The organism is Curtobacterium sp. BH-2-1-1 (genome assembly GCF_001806325.1).
GTDB lineage: Bacteria > Actinomycetota > Actinomycetes > Actinomycetales > Microbacteriaceae > Curtobacterium.
The window spans coordinates 398,683-416,033 of the sequence record NZ_CP017580.1; the positions used below are offsets into that span (position 1 = coordinate 398,683).

Annotated in this window: 14 protein-coding genes; 8 read left to right on the top strand and 6 right to left on the bottom strand. The window is 73.1% G+C overall.

The genetic code is table 11. The features are described from left to right. The first annotated feature begins 52 nt into the window (after positions 1-52). Both BJK06_RS01775 and BJK06_RS01780 read left to right on the top strand, forming a co-directional pair. Positions 53-793 carry a FadR/GntR family transcriptional regulator gene (locus BJK06_RS01775; protein ID WP_070416464.1) on the top strand — a complete coding sequence of 247 codons (741 nt, stop codon included), beginning with the start codon at positions 53-55 and terminating at the stop codon, positions 791-793. A gap of 204 nt (positions 794-997) precedes the next feature. Then, positions 998-1,684 (top strand): bifunctional 2-polyprenyl-6-hydroxyphenol methylase/3-demethylubiquinol 3-O-methyltransferase UbiG, encoded by a 687-nt coding sequence (locus BJK06_RS01780; RefSeq protein WP_070416465.1) that lies wholly within the window; start codon positions 998-1,000, stop codon positions 1,682-1,684. On the opposite strand, the gene BJK06_RS01785 is transcribed toward BJK06_RS01780, so the two are convergent. From BJK06_RS01785 to BJK06_RS01800, 4 genes are all read right to left on the bottom strand, one after another. Further along, the gene (locus tag BJK06_RS01785; protein ID WP_083294977.1) at positions 1,644-2,567 is read right to left on the bottom strand and encodes a sugar phosphate isomerase/epimerase family protein; all 924 of its coding nucleotides are present in this window, start codon (positions 2,565-2,567) and stop codon (positions 1,644-1,646) included. The two genes, BJK06_RS01780 and BJK06_RS01785, sit on opposite strands and share 41 nt — an antisense overlap. After that, positions 2,564-3,775 carry a DUF993 family protein gene (locus tag BJK06_RS01790; RefSeq protein WP_070416466.1) on the bottom strand — a complete coding sequence of 404 codons (1,212 nt, stop codon included), beginning with the start codon at positions 3,773-3,775 and terminating at the stop codon, positions 2,564-2,566. The genes BJK06_RS01785 and BJK06_RS01790 overlap by 4 nt, the downstream gene beginning before the upstream one ends. Next, entirely contained in the window at positions 3,772-4,956 is a 1,185-nt protein-coding gene (locus BJK06_RS01795) for a Gfo/Idh/MocA family protein (RefSeq protein WP_070419113.1), read from the bottom strand. The genes BJK06_RS01790 and BJK06_RS01795 overlap by 4 nt, the downstream gene beginning before the upstream one ends. A gap of 346 nt (positions 4,957-5,302) precedes the next feature. Continuing rightward, positions 5,303-6,343 carry a LacI family DNA-binding transcriptional regulator gene (locus BJK06_RS01800; protein ID WP_070416467.1) on the bottom strand — a complete coding sequence of 347 codons (1,041 nt, stop codon included), beginning with the start codon at positions 6,341-6,343 and terminating at the stop codon, positions 5,303-5,305. Positions 6,344-6,591: 248 nt separating this feature from the next. Between BJK06_RS01800 and BJK06_RS01805 the strand changes: the two genes are divergently transcribed. From BJK06_RS01805 to BJK06_RS01830, 6 genes are all read left to right on the top strand, one after another. Continuing rightward, positions 6,592-7,875, top strand: coding sequence for an extracellular solute-binding protein (locus tag BJK06_RS01805; protein WP_070419114.1), 1,284 nt, complete (start codon positions 6,592-6,594; stop codon positions 7,873-7,875). A 78-nt stretch (positions 7,876-7,953) separates the two neighbouring features. Further along, positions 7,954-8,928, top strand: a complete 975-nt coding sequence (locus BJK06_RS01810; RefSeq protein ID WP_219810648.1) for a carbohydrate ABC transporter permease — start codon at positions 7,954-7,956, stop codon at positions 8,926-8,928. After that, positions 8,925-9,839 (top strand): carbohydrate ABC transporter permease, encoded by a 915-nt coding sequence (locus BJK06_RS01815; protein WP_258027680.1) that lies wholly within the window; start codon positions 8,925-8,927, stop codon positions 9,837-9,839. Before BJK06_RS01810 ends, BJK06_RS01815 begins: the two co-directional genes overlap by 4 nt. Next, on the top strand, positions 9,839-11,530 hold the full coding sequence (locus BJK06_RS01820; RefSeq protein WP_070416468.1) for a hypothetical protein: 1,692 nt from the start codon (positions 9,839-9,841) through the stop codon (positions 11,528-11,530). The genes BJK06_RS01815 and BJK06_RS01820 overlap by 1 nt, the downstream gene beginning before the upstream one ends. After that, a complete protein-coding gene (locus BJK06_RS01825) occupies positions 11,527-13,509 on the top strand; it encodes a DUF6807 family protein (RefSeq protein ID WP_070416469.1) in 1,983 nt (660 codons plus the stop codon). Before BJK06_RS01820 ends, BJK06_RS01825 begins: the two co-directional genes overlap by 4 nt. Further along, positions 13,506-13,991, top strand: coding sequence for a tetratricopeptide repeat protein (locus BJK06_RS01830; protein ID WP_070416470.1), 486 nt, complete (start codon positions 13,506-13,508; stop codon positions 13,989-13,991). The genes BJK06_RS01825 and BJK06_RS01830 overlap by 4 nt, the downstream gene beginning before the upstream one ends. A gap of 13 nt (positions 13,992-14,004) precedes the next feature. Here the strand turns inward: BJK06_RS01830 and BJK06_RS01835 are convergent, their stop codons facing one another. Next, positions 14,005-15,393, bottom strand: coding sequence for a serine/threonine-protein kinase (locus BJK06_RS01835; protein ID WP_070416471.1), 1,389 nt, complete (start codon positions 15,391-15,393; stop codon positions 14,005-14,007). A gap of 76 nt (positions 15,394-15,469) precedes the next feature. Then, positions 15,470-17,350, bottom strand: a complete 1,881-nt coding sequence (locus BJK06_RS01840; RefSeq protein WP_083294978.1) for a family 43 glycosylhydrolase — start codon at positions 17,348-17,350, stop codon at positions 15,470-15,472. Between the last annotated feature and the right edge of the window lies 1 nt (position 17,351).

A 17,351-nucleotide genomic window follows, 5' to 3' on the forward strand; every position in this document is an offset into this window, starting at 1 on the left:
GTTCGGCAGGGAGTCCCACCGCAACCGGTTGACCGACCGGTACGCTCACTGCATGCCCGCGTTCAGCCCGGACGACCCGCTCAACATCCGCCTCGAACTCGAGTCGGTGCCGACGGGCTCCCCCGCCTCCGAGGTCGCCCGACAGCTCGTCTCCCTGCTGACCGCCGGCGACCTGGCACCGGGTTCACGCCTGCCCTCGGAGCGGGTGCTGGCCGAACGGCTCGGGGTCGGTCGGTCCGCCGTGCGAGAGGCCCTCGCGGCGCTCGAGATCCTCGGCATCGTGCAGATCCGCCCGGGTTCCGGCACGTACCTGCAGGGCGGGACCTCGGACCTGCTGCCGACGACCCTGTCGTGGGGGCTCATGCTCGCGTCGAACCGGACCCGGGAGCTGCTCGAGGTCCGGTCGTCGCTCGAACGCACCGCGGCGATCCTCGCCGCCCAGCGTGCGACGCCGGCGCAGCTCGACGAGCTCCAGACCTACATCGACCGGCAGCACCAGGCGCTCGACGACCCGGACGCCTTCATCGACGCCGACGTCCGGTTCCACGTGCTGCTCGCCCGCTCCGCCGGGAACGACGTGCTCGCCGACCTGCTGCAGAGCCTCCGCTCGATGCTCAGCGTGTGGGTCGGCCGTCGTGTCCGGACCCGCCAGGCCACCGAGGCCGCGTACGAGGAGCACCGTGCGATCCTCGAGGCGCTCCGGGCCGGGGACGTGCTCGCGGTGCAGCGGGCGATGGACGACCACATGGCCACGGCGAGCGCCCGCATCGAGCACGCCGGCCCCGCCGACTGACGGGCGGGGCCAGCCAGCTGCTCCGCCCGCGGGGCGCGCGCGCTTCGTGAGCAGAAATGGTCGGGTCGGGGAGAGCGTCCTGACATCTTCTGCTCACGATCGGGCGGCCAGGAGGCGCGGCGCGGCCCCGCCACGCACGGTGCGACGTTGCCGGGGTGGCAACACCGCTTGGGGTCCGGCCGGTCCGTGCGGTGGAGTGACGGCATGCACACGCACCGGGAGCCCTCCGACACGACCGCACGCAGCTGGTGGGAGGCCCGCTACGCCGAGCGCGACGGGATCTGGTCGGGGCGGGTGAACGCGGTGCTCGCCGACGTCGCGTCGTCGCTGCCCGCGGGACGCGCGCTGGACCTGGGCTGTGGCGAGGGCGGCGACGTCGTCTGGCTCGCCCGGCAGGGGTGGGCGACCACCGGGGTGGACCTGTCGGTGACGGCGGTCACCCGCGGGGCCGGGGCTGCCGTCACCGCCGGGCTCGAGGAGCGGACGGCGTTCGTCGCGGCCGATCTCGGCTCGTGGGACACCGCGGCGCGGTTCGACCTCGTCACGGCGTCGTTCCTGCAGTCGTGGCCGGTCGAGATCCCGCGTGGGGCGATCCTGCGGCGGGCGGCCGGGTTCGTGGCGTCCGGTGGGCACCTGCTCGTGACGGCGCACGCCGCGCCCCCGCACGGGGACCTGCCCGAGGAGATGCGGGCGTACCGCTTCCCGACGCCGGCGGAGGACCTCGCGGCGCTGGGGCTCGACGACGGGTGGGAGGTCGTCGCCGCCGAGCTCCGGCCGCGCACCGCGGTGACGCCCGAGGGAGCGCCGCACGGGGTGCTCGACAGCGTGGTGCTGGTCCGCCGCCGCCCCCTCAGCGAGGCAGGGGCAGGGGCAGCGGCACCGAGGCAGTGAACGCCCGGACCACCCGGTCGACGACGTCCGTCGCCGGGGCGTCCCACACGGCCTGGTTGAAGATCTCCACCTCGACGTCACCGGCGTACCCGGCGGCAGTCACGGCAGCGGTCACCGGCCCGAAGTCGATGTGCCCGTCCCCCATCACACCGCGGGAGAGCAGCGGGTCAGCGGCTATCGGGGTGAGCCAGTCGCACACCTGGTAGCTCGCGATCCGCCCGGCGGCACCGGCGCGGGCCACCGAGGCCGCGAGTGCCGGGTCCCACCAGACGTGGAACGTGTCCACGACCACACCGACGGCAGCGGCCGGGAAGGGCGCCGCGAGGTCGAGGGCCTGCGCGAGGGTCGACACGACGGCCCGATCGGCGGCGTACATCGGGTGCAGGGGCTCGACGGCGAGCTGGACGCCCGCGTCGAGGGCGTGCGGGACGAGGTCGGCGAGGGCGTCGGCCACGCGGTCCCGGGCGTCGATCAGGTCGCGGGACCCCTCGGGCAGTCCTCCGGCGACGAGCACGAGCACCGGCGCGGACCCGGGCGCGCCGGCCTCGGCCAACGCCGCGGTCTCGTCGATCGCCCGGCGGTTGTCGTCGAGTGCCCGCTGCCGTTCGGTGCCGGCCGGGAGGGTGAAGAAGCCGCCTCGGCAGTGCGAGGACACCCGGAGGCCGGAGTCGGCGACCATCCGCACGGCCTCGGGCAGCCCGACCTCGGCGACGGGCTCCCGCCACGTGCCGATCGCCTGGACGCCGGCGGCGCGGACGGTGTCGAGGGCGTCCCGGAGCGAGGCGTACTTGATCGTCGCCTGGTTGATCGAGAGCCGCGGATGCGGGGGTGCGGAGCCCGGGGCGGCCCCGGTCCGCGTGGCGCGGACGACGGGGGTGCTCACGCGACCACCCCGGAGAGCGGGCGGTCGGCGGGGGTCGAGCCGCGCCTCCTGGCCATCACGGGCACACCGGACACGGTGAGCAGGTCGTGCCACCGCGACGCCGCGAGCGACGGGTCCTCGAGCGCGCCGCAGGCGTTCGCGAGCCGGACGGTCTCGGACAGGTGCGGCAGGGAGCGGCCGGCGTGCTGACCGCCCACCATGGCGAAGGCACCCTGGTGGCCGTTCAGCCAGGCGAGGAAGGCGATGCCGGTCTTGTAGTGCCAGGTCGGGGCGCTGAAGACGTGGCGGGACAGGGCCTCGGTGGGGCCGAGCAGCGCGCGGAAGGCGGTCTCGTCGGGGAGTGCCCGGACGGCGGCGGAGGCGATCGGCGCCACGGCGGCGAACGCGCCGAGCAGGGCGTCGGAGTGCGTCCGATCGGTCCCGGCGACGAGGTCGACGTAGTGGAAGTCGTCGCCGGTGAACATCCGGACGCCGGCGGGCAGTTGGGAGCGGAGGGCGACCTCGGCCCGGGCGTCGAGCAGGCTCATCTTGATGCCGGCGACCTTCGACCCGGCGTCGCCCGTGATGTCGAGCACGGTGTCGGGGCCGTGCTGACCGCCGAAGTAGCCGGCGAGGGCGGGGTCGAACGCCTCCCCCAGCCAGTGCAGGACGACGGGGGCGCTCGCCCGCTCGATGACCCTGCGGTAGACGCGGCGGTAGACCGCGGGATCGCTGCCCGCCAGGCGCGCCAGGTGCCGGCTCGCCATGAGCACGACCCCCGCGCCGGCGTCCTCGGCGTGGTGGAGCTGCGCGACGTAGGCGTCGACGACCTGCTGCTCGGTGGCGACCTGGTCCGGGAGGTCGTCGGTGTTCACGCCGACGACGATGCGGCCGCCGACGGACTGCGCCTCGCGGGCGCTGCGGGTGATGAGCTCGCGCGTGGCGGCCGGGTCGAGCCCCATGTTCCGCTGCGCGGTGTCCATCGCGTCCGCGACGCCGAGGCCCCACGACCAGAGGTGGTGCCGGAAGGCGAGGGTGGCGTCCCAGTCGAGGTCCGCCGGTGCACCCGGCGTGTTGTCGGCGGCGGTGCGCGGGACGACGTGGGCGGCGGCGTACACGACGCGCTCGGTGAGCGGGGCGGTCGGCTTCGCGGTGGCCGCCACGGCCGGCTCGCGCAGGTCGACCCGGCTGGTCGTGCCGTCGGGCGCGAGCAGGGTCAGGGTGCTCATGCGCGTGCTCCGACGGTCTCGGCGCTGTCGCCCTGGAGGCGCGGCTCGGCCCCGGTGGGCAGGGTCAGCTCCGGCAGGTCGATGCGTCGTCCTTCGGAGCTCGAGCGCAGACCGGCCTCCGCGAGCGCCACGCCGCGGGCACCGGACAGCAGGTCGTAGGGGTGCGGGCGGCCGGCCACGAGGTCGCGCAGGAAGTCCTCCCACTGCGCGCGGAAGCCGTTGCCGAACACCTCGTTGTCGGGGACCTCGAGCCACTGCGCCCTGTAGTCGCGGTCGTCCCGCAGGTCGGGGTTCCACACCGGCTTCGGCGTCGCCGTCCGCGGCTGGATCCGACAGCCGAACAGTCCCGCGACGGCGCTGCCGTCGGTGCCGTCGACCTGGAACTCGACGAGCTCGTCACGGTCGACCCGGACCGCCCACGACGAGTTGATCTGCGCCGTGATGCCGCCGGCGAGGTCGAACACGCCGTAGGCCGCGTCGTCCGCGGTCGCCGCGTACCCGGCCCCCTGCTCGTCGGTGCGCTCGTCGATGTGCGTGACCGCGCGGGCGTACACCGACTCCACGCGGCCGAACAGCTGCTCGAGGACGTAGTTCCAGTGCGGGAACATGTCGACGACGATGCCGCCGCCGTCCTCGCGGCGGTAGTTCCAGCTCGGCCGCTGCGCGGTCTGCCAGTCCCCCTCGAACACCCAGTATCCGAACTCGCCGCGGACGGAGAGGATCCGGCCGAAGAACCCGGAGTCGAGGAGCCGGCGGAGCTTCCGGAGGCCGGGCAGGTAGAGCTTGTCGTGCACGACGCCGTTCGGCACGCCGGCGTCGGCGGCGAGGCGGGCGAGCTCGAGCGCCTCCTCGGATGTCTCCGCCGTGGGCTTCTCGGTGTAGACGGCCTTGCCGGCGGCGATCGCCTTCCGCAGGGCGTCGGCGCGGGCGCTCGTCACGGCGAAGTCGGCGAAGACGTCCCAGCGGGGATCGGCGAGGGCGGCGTCGAGGTCGGTCGTCCAGTGCGCGAGGCCGTGCCGGGTGGCGATCTCCTCGAGCTTCGCGGCGTTCCGGCCAACGAGGATCGGTTCGACCTGCAGCCTCGTGCCGTCCGGGAGCGGGAGCCCGCCGTCGTCGCGGATGGCCAGGATCGACCGCACGAGGTGCTGGCGGTAGCCCATGCGTCCGGTGACGCCGTTCATGATGATGCCGATGGTGCGCGTGGTCAACGCGTGCTCCCTTGCTCGCTGTGGCCCGCTCGCCACCGCGGTGGAAAGCGCTTGCCGGAACCGTACACCACGGCCCGTGCCGACCGCACGCGCGTGTTCGGGTGTGTGCGTTCGGGGCCGGGCGTGCGGCGCGGGGGCGTGGGGGGGGGCGTGCGGGGCGCGGGCCTGGGGCGTGGGCGCCCCGTGCCACTTCGTGAGCAGGAATGGTCGGGTCGCGCCACGGCACCCGACCGTTTCTGCTCACGATCCGGCCGACGGGGATGGGCCCGGGGGCGGGGACCGGCCCGGGCGCGGGGACGGGCGCGGGGCGCCCGGCCCGCTAGCGCGCCGTGCTCGCGCGCAGCACGACCTCGCCGTCGATGGCGCCGTCCGCCTCGAGCCCGAGGGCCCGCCGCACCGCCCGCTCCCCGATCTCCTCGAGGGGCAACCGCACCGTGCTCAGCGCCGGCACGACGTCGGCGAGCATCCGCACGTCGTCGAACCCCGCGACCCCGACGTCCACCCCCGGGACGAGCCCGCGCTCCCGGATCGCCGCGACCGCCCCCACCGCCATGAGGTCCGTGACCGCGAACACGCACCGCGGCAACGCCCCCGAGCCCGCCGCAGCCCGGTCGAGCAGCGACACCATCGCCCGGTACCCGCCGTCCCGCGTGAACTCCGACGGCACCACGGCGTCGTCAGGCACCCGGATCCCGTGGGCGGCGAGGCCCGCGACGAAGCCCTCGTAGCGCGCGTGCGCGGTGGCGAGCGACGGATCGCCGGCGAGCACCGCGAACGAGTCGTGCCCCTGTTCCACCAGGGCCCCGGCGAGCGCCGCAGCACCGCTGAGGTTCCGGATCACGAGTGGTTGCACTCCCGACACACCTGCCACGGCGCCGTCGAGGTCGGACACGAGCGCCGACACCCCCGCGCCGGCCGCGACGAGTCCGGAGACGGCCGACGCCAGCTCGGCGCCACCACCGAGGCGACGGCTCACCGCGAGCACCACGGCCCGCGGCCGGAGCCCCGCGACGACGCCGAGGACGGCCGCCTCGCGCGACGGGTCCCCTCCCGTCGACGTGATCGTGACGACGAGCCCGGCGTCGTCGGCGGCGCGGATGGCCCCGGCGGCGATGGCCGCGAAGTACGGATCGGCGATGTCGCCCACGACGAGCGCGAGCGTCGTGGTGGTCCCGCGGGCGACCGCCTGGGCCTGCACGTTGGCGGTGTACCGGAGCTCCTGGGCCGCGGCGTGGACGCGGTCGACCGACTCCTGCCGGACCTTCCGCACGCTGCCGTTGAGCGCGCGCGACGCGGTCGCGAGCGAGACGCCTGCCCGCGCAGCCACGTCGGCCAGGGTGACCGAGCTCCGTTCGGGCATGTCGCGCCTCCAGTCCGTCGGCTCCGCGCTGTGTGGCGAGGGCTGTCTGTGGCGAGGATAGCGATTTCCCGCCCGCCGGGGCGGAGCCGCGGCAACGGATCGAGCCGTCACGTCACAATGTCCAAACATTCTGCAGGAAAGCGCTTGCCAGAATCACCGGGCGTCGTGTAGACCTTGTCTCCTCGGCCGAGACACCCCGAACGCTCGCCCACGGCAGACGCCAGTGGTCCCGAACGAAAGCAGTGACGATGAAGTCATCCAAGAAGATGCTCGCGCTCGCCGGCGGCATCGCCGCACTGGCGCTCCTGAGCGGCTGCGCCTCCGGCAGCGGTTCCGGCGACGGCGGCAAGGTCGACCAGCTGACCTTCTGGCTCTCCACGTCGACGGCGCAGGAGAAGGGCTACCAGGACCTCGCGACCGACTACGAGAAGAAGACCGGCGTCACGGTCAAGATCGTGAACCTGCCGTACGACGGGCTGCAGACGAAGCTCCGCGAGTCGGCGCAGGCGAACTCGCTGCCCGACGTCGTGCGAGCCGCGGGCATCGACCCGATCTGGACCGGCAAGACCGTCGACCTGGCCTCGATCGTGGACGACGACGCGAACAAGATCGACAAGGACATCATCGCGAAGGACGACGACGGCAAGGTCACCTCGATCCCGTCCGACGTCACCGCGGCGGGCCTGTTCGTGAACAAGTCGCTGTTCGACAAGGCCGGCATCGCCTACCCGACGGACCCCGCGAAGGCCTGGACCTGGGACGAGTTCCTGCAGGCCGCCGACCAGGTGAAGGCGAAGACCGGCGCGAAGTACGACCTGGTGTTCGACTCCTCGCCGTCCCGCCTGCGCGCCTACATGTTCACCAAGGGCACCGACTTCATGCAGCAGGAGAAGGACGGCTCCTTCCCGACCGACGCGAAGACCGTCTCGGCGCTGCAGGACTTCGCCGACATGAACGACGACTCCACGATGCCGAAGTCGGTGTGGACGAGCGGGCAGGATCCGAACGCCCTGTTCAAGAGCGGCCAGGTCGTCGCCTACTTCTCGGGCGTCTGGCAGTCGTCGGACTTCGCGTCGAACATCACCGACTTCGACTGGGCCAGCGCCGCGACCCCGGCTGACCCGACGCACGCCACCGAGATCAACTACGGCGGCAACATCGTCGGCTTCGAGAACTCGGACGCCCGCGGGACCGCGGCGAAGAAGTTCATCGACTACATGTACGAGCCGACGAACTACGCCAAGCTCGTGACGACGAACGGCTTCCTGCCGGTGGAGTCCGGGCTGGACATCAGCTACCCGTTCGAGTCGCAGGCCGCCAAGGACTCCTTCGCGCTCTACCAGAAGGAGATCGACGCGGCGGACCCGATCTCGAGCTCCTACGCCAAGGAGAGCGCGAAGTGGGCGGTCGAGGGCAAGGAACTCGGCACCGACCCCACCACCGCCGAGGTCGGCAAGCTCATCAACGGGCAGCAGTCGGCCAAGAAGACCCTCGAGACGATCACGAAGTACTACGAAGAGCACGTCGGATGACGGATCGGGGTCGGGTGCACGCACCCGACCCCGACGCCGTCCCCCCGAGCAACACCGCGACGAACGAAGAGGATCATCGTGAGCATCCCCACCGCAGCCGGCGACGTGCAGACCGCCGTGCCCACCCCGGTGCCGCCCCGCCGGCCCGGCGCCGCGAAGACGGCGAAGCGCCGCCGCTCCGGCGTCAGCAAGCCCGTCCTCGCCCCGATCCTCTTCGTCAGCGTCAACGCGGTGCTGTTCGTCGTGTTCTTCGTGTGGCCCGCGGTCATCGGCCTCGGCTACTCGTTCACCGACTACAACGGTGTCGTCGCCCCGAAGTTCATCGGGCTCGAGAACTACTTCGAGCTGTTCGCCGACGACACCTTCTACGCGGCACTCCTCCGGACGTTCCTCTACGCGATCGTGGCGGTACCGCTCGGCTTCGTGCTCTCCCTGTCCATGGCGCTCATGCTCACGAGCCCCGCGGCGAAGGGCCGGAGCGTCGCCCGCATCGTCTTCTTCGTGCCGTGGCTCATCTCGCCGATCGTGACCGGCGTCATCTGGCGGTGGATGTTCGGCGAGAACTTCGGGCTCGCGAACTTCGTCATCGAGTCCTTCGGCGGCAAGGCCGTCCCGTGGCAGTCGAACGCGGACCTGTCGCTGCTCGTCGTGGTGTTCGCCACCGCGTGGGCCGGAGCCGCCTTCAACATGCTGCTGTTCGTGGCCGCGATCCGGAACGTGCCGCAGTCCTACTACGAGGCGGCGTCCCTCGACGGCGCCGGCGCCTGGCACCAGTTCCGCTACATCACGCTGCCGAGCATCGCACCGACGTCGTTCATCGTGGTCCTGCTGTCGTCGCTCGGCGCCTTCAAGGAGTTCGCGACGATCCAGGCACTCAACGGCGGCGGTCCCGGCACCGACAACAACCTGCTCGTGCAGTACATCTACACGAACGGGTTCCAGAACGCCCACATCGGCTACGCGAGCGCGGCGTCGATGGTCCTCATGCTCATCCTCATGGCCATCGCGCTCATCCAGCTGGCCGTGAACCGTCGGACGGAGGCCCGCCGATGACCGCCACCCTGCCCAGCGCCTCCGGCGCACCCGCGACCGACGTCACGTCGGGGACCACCAGGAACACGACCAGGAACAAGCGCCTCGACGGCCCGCCCCGCCCCAGGGCCATCGCCGCCACCGCCCTGCTCTGGGTCTTCATCATCGCGTTCGGCTTCCCCGTGCTCTGGTTCGTCCTGAGCGCGTTCAAGCCCGGCGGCGAGCTGTTCTCCTACCCGCTCACCCTGTTCCCGAAGACGTGGTCGGTCAGCGGCTTCACGGAGGCCTGGGCGAGCTACGACTTCGCCCGCTACTTCGGCAACACCGTGATCGTCGCACTGGTCACCACCGTCCTCACCGTGCTGGCGAGCGCGGCGACGGGGTACGCGCTGGCGAAGTACGACAACAGGTGGCTCAAGGTCTTCTTCGTCTGCATCCTCGCGACGACGATGCTCCCGACCGAGGTCATCCTCGCGCCGACGTTCATCGTGATCCGCGACCTCGGCATGTACGACTCGCTCGCCGGCATCATCGTGCCGTCGGTCATCACCGCGACCGGCATCTTCATGTTCCGGCAGTTCTTCCTCACCGTGCCGGACGACCTCGTCGAGGCCGCCCGCATCGACGGCGCGAGCGAGTTCGGCATCTTCTGGCGGATCATGCTGCCGATCTCCCGCCCGATCATGCTGACGCTCGCGATCTTCTCGTTCCAGTGGCGGTGGAACGACTACATCTGGCCGCTGCTCGTCCTCAACGACCCGCACCAGTTCACGATCCAGATCGCGCTGCAGAGCATCGTCGGCGCGGAGAACGTCAACTGGACGGTCCTGCTCGGCGCGTCGGTGATCTCGATCATCCCGCTCGTCCTCATCTACCTGGTCTTCCAGAAGTACGTGAACGGCGCGGACCTCAACGCGGGCCTCAAGGACTGATGGGCTTCCTCGACCTCGCCGGCACCGCGGCCGACGCCGACGCGGCCCGGCTCCGGCAGGCCACCGACGCCCCGGAGACGCTGCAGCACCGCGAACTCATGGCGCGCGCCCTCACCCTGGTCGGCGCGTGGGTCCGGAACGAGCGGACGGGAGGCGCGGCTCGCCCCACCGACGACGACCTCGCCACCGCGCACGGCTGGGTCCGGCACCTCGCCACCCGGCAGTCCCCCGGCGGCACGTTCGTCGGCGGCGACAACGTGCTCTCCCCACCCGACTCCGCGTTCACGGTGAACGACGTGTGCGACGCGCTCGAGCTCCTCGCGCCGTACCGTGCGACCGTGCCGACGGCCGCGGCGCTGGCCGACGACCTCGACGAGATCGTGCACCGCGCGACCCCGGCGTTGCTGACGGGTGGCGTGCACACCCCGAACCACCGGTGGGAGATCGCGGCCGCACTCGCCCGCGTCCACCGGCTCCACCCCGACCCGGCCCTCGTCGAGCGGATCGACGAGTGGCTCGCCGAGGGACCGGACATCGACGCCGACGGCCTGTGGTCCGAGCGCAGCCCGAACTACGCCGCGGCGGTCTCGTGCCCGTCCTTCCTCGTGCTGGCGTCGGTGCTGGGGCGACCCGAGCTGCTCGACCCGGTGCGCCGCTCGCTCGACGCGACACTCGCGCTGCTCCTGCCCGACGACACCGTCGAGACCGTGCAGTCCCGACGGCAGGACCAGTCGCGGCCGTTCGGGATCGGACCGTTCGCACCCCTGCTCTGGCACGTCGCGGTGCTCGACGGCCGAGCCGACCTCGCCGCCGTCGCCGCCCGGGCAGCGGTCGCCGACACCTGGCAGCCCGGCGCCGTGGCCGCACGGGCGATGACCGACCCGGTGCTCGAGCGGCCGCTGCCGGCGGGCGCACCGCTCCCCCGGGGCACCTCGACGTTCCGGGCGGCACGGCTCGTCCACGTCCGCGAGGCCGACCGCGACGTCGTGCTCTTCGCCGGCTCGGACGTCCCGGCGGCAGGACACGTCCGCTCCGGGCTCGCGAACAGCCCGACGTTCCTGCGGGTACTCGCCGGCGCCGTCGTCCTCACCGACGTCCGGCTCTCGCGGGAGTTCTTCGGCCTCGGCCCGTTCCGCCCGACGAGGCTCGAGGACCTCGGCGCCGGCCGGTTCCGGCTGACCGAACGCGTGTCGGCCGGCTACCACCAGCCGCTCGCACCCGAGCACCGGCTGGCCGACGGTGACTACGCGCTCGGCGACGAGGGGCGGTTCTCGGCGTCGATGGCGTTCGGCAGCCGGACCGCCGACGAGGTGGCGCTCACGACGACGGTCGACGTCGCCCTGACGGCCGACGCGGTCACGCTCGACATCGAGACCGCCGGGGCCGACGTCCCGTGGTCGCTCCAGCTGACGTTCCGCGACGGGGGTACGTTCTCCGGTGTGAGCACCGATGCCGCCACCGCCGAACGCGTCCTCCTCACGGGGACCGCTTCGTACCGCGTCGGCACCGACACCGTGACGTTCGGGCCGGGCAACGGCTCCGGCCCCGGGCAACCCGCGTTCTACGCGCCCGGTCAGGACTACGCGTTCCTCGGCGGGACGGACCGGCCGACGGGCTCGCACGTCCACGTCACCGGACGCGCGCCGGGCCGGACCCGTGTCGTGATCGGGACCCCGTCGGTGGGGTCGTGAGCACGGAGCGACCGGCGGCCGGAGACCCGAGCCGCACCGCGCCTCCCGGCATCGTCCTCGTCGGCGCACGCGGCTACGGTCTGCACCACCGGGCGACCATCGACCGGCTCGTCGGCCTCGGGGCCTGCACGCTGACGGCCGTCGTCGACCCGACCCTCGACGCCGACGAGGACGGCGGCGTGCCGGTCGTCCACGACGCCGCCGCAGCCCGCGCGACCGGCCCGGTCGACGTCGTCGTGGTCGCCGCTCCGATCGCCGCGCACCTCCCCCTCGCCCTCGCCGCCCTCGAGAGCGGCGCCGACGTCCTCCTCGAGAAGCCGCCGGTCACGACGCGCGGGGACCTGGCGACCCTGCTCGACGCCGAACGACGCAGCGGGCGCGTGGTCCAGGTGGGGTTCCAGAGCCTCGGGTCGCACGCGCTGCCCGCACTCCGTGACGGGTCGCTCGTCGGGACCGTCCGGTCCGCCTCGGCCGTCGGCACCTGGACGCGCGACCAGGCGTACTGGGACCGCTCCGCCTGGGCCGGCCGCCGCAGGGTGGACGGGGTCGACGTCCTCGACGGCGTCGTCACGAACCCGCTCGCCCACGCCGTGGCGACCGCCCTCGCGCTCGTCGGCTGCCGTCGAGCCGACGAGGTGGCGCGCGTCGAGGTCGAGCTGTACCGGGCGAACGCGATCGAGGGCGACGACACCTCGGCCGTCCGGGTCACGACGACCGCCGGACGCGAGGCGACCGCGGCGCTCACCCTGTGCGGGCCGACCGAGGTCCTCCCGAGCGTGCGGGTCCGTGGCACGACCGGGAGCGCGGTCCTCGGGTACACGACCGACGAGGTCACGATCGACGGGGTGACCCACGGCCTCGGGCGCACCGACCTGCTCGAGAACCTGCTCGCCCACCGGTCCCGTGGCGACGCGCTGCTCGTGCCGCTCGTGTCGACCGGCGCGTTCGTCGAGGTGCTCGAAGCCGTGCGGGCGACCGAACCGGTGCAGATCGACCACCCGTGGGTGACGTGGGACGGTGAGGGGCCTGCGCGTCGGCCACTCGTCACGGACGTCGAGGCGGTCGTCGACCGCGCGGCGGACCAGCGCGCGCTGTTCTCCGAGGTCGGCGCGCCCTGGGCGCACGCGGACCGCGACGAGGTGCTCGACGAGCTCGTCGTCGACGGCGTCGCGGTCGCGTCGGTCCTCGACGGCGCGGGGACGGTCCCGACGTCTTCGCCCCGCCCGTACCTGCACCCGGTGCGGACCCTCGGCGGCACGGTCGTGAGCGCCCACCACCCGCCGGACCACGACTGGCACTGCGGCGTCGGGTTCGCGATCCCCGACCTCGACGGCGTGAACTGCTGGGGCGGCCGGACGTACGTCCACGGCGAGGGCTACGTCTGGCGCGACGACCACGGCAGCGCCACGGTCGTGCACGCCGAGCACCACGGCCCCTCCCTGCGGCAGGAGGTCGTCTGGCGCGGTCCCGACGGCCACGTCGCCCTGCACGAGGACCGGGCCCTCGCCTGGCGGGCGGTCGACACCGGGTGGGAGCTCACGTGGTCGTCGTCGTTCCGCGTGCCGGGGGACGCGGTCGTCCGGCTCGGCGGCCCGGGCAGCAACGGTCGGGTCGGGGCCGGGTACGGCGGCTTCACCTGGCGCTTCCCGCCGTGCGCCGACATCGCGGTCCGGACGGCGACGGCCCGTGGCGAGGACGCGGTGCACGGGTCGGTCGCGCCGTGGGTCGAGTGGTCGGCGACGTTCGAGGGCGTCGGCGCCACGATCCGGTTCGAGGCCCTCGACCACGACGACCCGTGGTTCGTCCGCGCCGCCGAGTACCCCGCGGTCGGCTCGGCGCTCGCCTGGCGCACCCCGGTGCTCGTGCACCCCGGGGTGCCCCTCGTCCGGTCGTTCCGGGCGACGGTCGCGGACGGCCCGGTCCGGCACGGCCCGGGCGAGCACGGCCCGGACCGGTCCGCCAATACGCTGGTGGGATGAGCACCGAGGACTGGGAAGCCCGCGTCGCCGCACTCTGGGCCGACGACACCATCGACGACCAGGAGCGCATCGACCGCATGCGGGTCCTCGCCGACGCCGCACCCCACCCGGCGCTGGGCGCGTTCGAGCTCGGCGGGGCGAACGACTCCGGCGGCCACGAAGCCGAGGCCGACGTCCACTACACGGCCGCGACGGCGGCCGGGCTCGACACCGTGGACCCGACGAGGGCGGCGCAGATGGTCGTCCAGCACGCCTCGACGCTCCGCAACCTCGGCCGGGTCGACGAGGCGATCACGATGCTCCGCGACGCCCCCGAGCACCCGGCGACCGGCGCAGCGCCGAAGGTGTTCCTCGCACTCGCGCTGCACAGTGCCGGTCGCCACGACGAGGCGCTCCGGGTCGCGATCGAGGCGGTGGAGCCGACGCTCCCCCGGTACCACCGGTCGGTCCGGGCCTACGCGGCAGCCCTCACCGACGCCTGACCGCGACCACCCGTCAGGGTGCCAGCGGCAGCGCGTCGCTCGTCGTGCGGAGCGACTCCTGACGGATCTCGAGCTGGGTGACGGCGAGCGCGGCGAGGTCGTGCAGGTTCGCGAGGTCCGCCCCGGTCGTCTGGCGCGGCTTCGTGTCGAGCACCGCGAGCGTGCCGATCGGGGTGCCGTCGTGCTTCACCAGCGGGACGCTGACGTAGAACCGGATGCCGAGCGGGCCGGTGACGAGCGGGCTGTGCTGCATCTCGGGGTGCGTCTGGCCGTCCGGGATCACGACGGGCACCGGCACGGGGGCGAACCCGTTGCGGAAGTTGATGTGGCGCGCCGCGTCGTCGACACCGGGAGCGATGTACGACTGCGACCAGGCACGGTCCTCGTCGAGGACCTCGACCAGCGCGATCGGGGCGTCGAACAGTCTCGCGGCCATCGCCGTCGTGCGCTGCAGCGCCTGCTCGGGCAGGCTGTCGAGCGTCGCCGGGCGGGCACGGTCGGCGTGCGCAGCAGCCTCGGCCACGGGCGGCGCCTCGACGACGTGGTCGGCGGCGGTGGTCTCCGCGATGACGACGTCGCGGAGCATGGTCACGAGATCGGCGCCGGCCGGGCGCGCTGCCGGGTCCTGCGCGGTCATCGCCCGGAGCAGGACCTTCCAGTGCTCGGGCAGCGGCTCGGGCAGCACCGGGTCGCGGGACAACCGCGCGACCGCGGACTCGACGAGCGACCCCGGGAACTCCCGACGGCGGGTGAAGCACTGCAGCAGCACGAGCCCGAGCGAGTAGACGTCGCTCGGCGGACCGACCTCGCCGCCCCGCGCCTGCTCGGGGCTGAGGTAGGCGGCGGTCCCGGTGGTCACGCCGTCGGCCGTCAGCCGCTCGACACCGGCGGCGAGCGCGATGCCGAAGTCGGTCAGCCGGGCGCGTGCACGGTCGGAGTCGTTGCCGTAGTCGACGAGCAGGATGTTCGACGGCTTGATGTCGCGGTGCACGACACCGTGGCTGTGGATGTAGTGCAGCGCCTCGGCCATGTCGTAGCCGATCTCGGCGATGTGGCGGGAGGCGAGCGGGCCGACGGAGAGCCGGTCCTCGAGGTCCTGCCCGGCGACCAGCGCCATCACGAGGTACCGCTGGCGGGTGCCGTCGTGGCCGGTGACGACGCCGGTGTCGAGCAGGCTCACGAGGTTGTGGTGCTCGAGGGACGCCAGGACGCCGAGCTCGGCCTCCTGCCGGGCGACGTCGACGGTGCCGGCGTGGAACACCTTCACGGCGACGGGCCGGTGGAGGCTCTCGTCGACCCCGCGGTACACGACGGACATGCCGCCCTGGCCGATGGCGTGTTCGAGCCGGTACCGCCCGTCGAGCAGTGGGGCCGTGGACGCGGTGTCCTCGGTCGGACTCATCTGACCCTCGTTCTCGGTTCCGGCAGGCAACGATGCATCTTCGCATCCCGGCGGGGATCGTGTTCCGTCGACGCGCTCAGCGGCCCGTCGCCACCGTGCTCACCCGCAGGTCGTCGAAGGTGCTCGTGAAGCCCGTACCGCCGAGCGAGATCAGCCCGATCCGCGGCTCCGCCCCGAGGTCCGCCGTCCACGTCCCGCCGCGCACGAAGTGCCGTCCGTCGACACTGGTGTACGCGGTGTAGCGGTGCTCCCCGGCCACGAACCGGTGCACGATCCGCAGCGTGGTGGTGTCCCCGACCGGCCCGACGACCATGTTCCCGTAGGTCGGGGCACCGGCCGGCTGCCCGGAGACCTGCTTGCCGAACTCCGTCTGCCGGGTGTCGAAGATCGAGTTCGAGGTCAGGCGGACGTAGTCGCTGTCGCTCCCGTACACGATGAGCCCGCCCTGCACGTAGTTCACGCCGTCGCCGGTCGCCGGGGTGTCGACCGCGACGGTGGTCTCGGCCACCCAGTCGCCCCGGGGAGCCGGTTCGGACAGGACCGAGGCGAGCGGTGTCTGCGGCGGGTGGATGTCGGCGTCCTGCGTCCGCCACCGGAAGGCACCCCCGGCGACCGTCCACGTGGAGGCATCGGGCTCACGGGTCCAGCGGAGCGCCGGCGGCAGGGTCGTCCCGTCGAAGTCGGTGGACAGCGCACGGATCGTCCGACCGGGCACGTCGACCGGTGCGGCGGTGGCGCGGTACGTCGCCCGTTGACCGGGCTGCGCCACCGGCCCCGGTTGCACGCCGTCCGAGGGGCCGGCTCCGCCGCGGACCACGGGCCAGCCGTGCACCCAGTCGAGCGGGTCGATGAGCACGGGCCGCTTCGTGTAGGTGCCCTGGCCCGCGTAGTACGGGTCGTCCCGGTCGACGGCGTGGTAGACGATCCAGTCCTGTCCGGCGAGGTCGGTGACGACCGTGTTGTGCCCGGTGCCGACCCAGCGGTTGCCGTTCTGGGCGAGCAGGGGCGTGCCACCCACCCGGGTGCTCGTGATCCGCACGCCGTCCTGGTCGGTGAACGGGCCGAGCGGGCTGCGCGACCGGGCGACGAACACGCCGTACCCGGTCAGGGCGCCGTTGCAGCAGTTCGTCGCGGACCCCATGAAGTACCACCAGCCGTCGTGCCGCATCAGGTACGTGCCCTCGTAGCGATTGTCGATCGCGATCTGCCGCTCGGTCGAGGGGATCGAGCGCAGGCCGTCGCTGCTCAGCCGGCGGACGTTCACCCCGCCGAAGTAGCTGCCGAAGTACAGGTACGTGCTGCCGCGGTCGGTGATGACCTCGGGGTCGAACTCCCACCGCTGCCCGGTGCCGTTCGGTGCCGCCTGCGGTGCCACGACGGGTCCGCCGGAGTCCGTCCACGGTCCGGTCGGGCCCGGGCTCGTCGCGACGCCGACGGCCGATCCGCCGCCGGTCGGTGCCGTGCCGCTGGGGGTGTCCGACGCCGCGTAGTAGAGGTACCAGGTGCCCGGGCGCCCGTGCGTCCCGGCGCGGTACACGACGTCCGGCGCCCAGATGCCGTTCGCGTCGCCCACCCAGGCCGGCTTCGTGGGGAAGGCGTCGTCGACGTACGTCCAGTGCGTCAGGTCGGTCGACCGGTACGTCGGGACCCCGTGCTGCACGAGCGACCCGTCCGGGTTCTGCTCCGTCGCCGTGAGGGCGTCGGTCGTGCAGTAGAGGTACCAGTTCCGGTCGCGTCCCACCCCGCGCACGACGGTCGGGTCGGCGCAGCTCGCCGCGGTCTGGCCGTCCGGCAGCGTGAGCGTCATCGGGTTCTGGTGGGTCGGCGCGGCACCGCCCCGTGCGGACGTGGTCTCCGCGGCGACGGCGGGCGCACCGCCGGTACCGACCTGGAGGAACGTGGTCGCGAGTCCCGCGACCGTCGCGATCGCGAGGACTGCTCTGAGTGACCGGCGCACG

What these genes read in the sequence shown, in the direction of transcription:
- BJK06_RS01775 (WP_070416464.1), top strand. Translation starts at nt 53, where the DNA reads ATGCCCGCGTTCAGCCCGGACGACCCGCTCAACATCCGCCTCGAACTC.
- BJK06_RS01780 (WP_070416465.1), top strand. Translation starts at nt 998, where the DNA reads ATGCACACGCACCGGGAGCCCTCCGACACGACCGCACGCAGCTGGTGG.
- BJK06_RS01790 (WP_070416466.1), bottom strand. Translation starts at nt 3,775, where the DNA reads ATGAGCACCCTGACCCTGCTCGCGCCCGACGGCACGACCAGCCGGGTC.
- BJK06_RS01795 (WP_070419113.1), bottom strand. Translation starts at nt 4,956, where the DNA reads ATGAACGGCGTCACCGGACGCATGGGCTACCGCCAGCACCTCGTGCGG.
- BJK06_RS01800 (WP_070416467.1), bottom strand. Translation starts at nt 6,343, where the DNA reads ATGCCCGAACGGAGCTCGGTCACCCTGGCCGACGTGGCTGCGCGGGCA.
- BJK06_RS01805 (WP_070419114.1), top strand. Translation starts at nt 6,592, where the DNA reads ATGAAGTCATCCAAGAAGATGCTCGCGCTCGCCGGCGGCATCGCCGCA.
- BJK06_RS01815 (WP_258027680.1), top strand. Translation starts at nt 8,925, where the DNA reads ATGACCGCCACCCTGCCCAGCGCCTCCGGCGCACCCGCGACCGACGTC.
- BJK06_RS01820 (WP_070416468.1), top strand. Translation starts at nt 9,839, where the DNA reads ATGGGCTTCCTCGACCTCGCCGGCACCGCGGCCGACGCCGACGCGGCC.
- BJK06_RS01830 (WP_070416470.1), top strand. Translation starts at nt 13,506, where the DNA reads ATGAGCACCGAGGACTGGGAAGCCCGCGTCGCCGCACTCTGGGCCGAC.
- BJK06_RS01835 (WP_070416471.1), bottom strand. Translation starts at nt 15,393, where the DNA reads ATGAGTCCGACCGAGGACACCGCGTCCACGGCCCCACTGCTCGACGGG.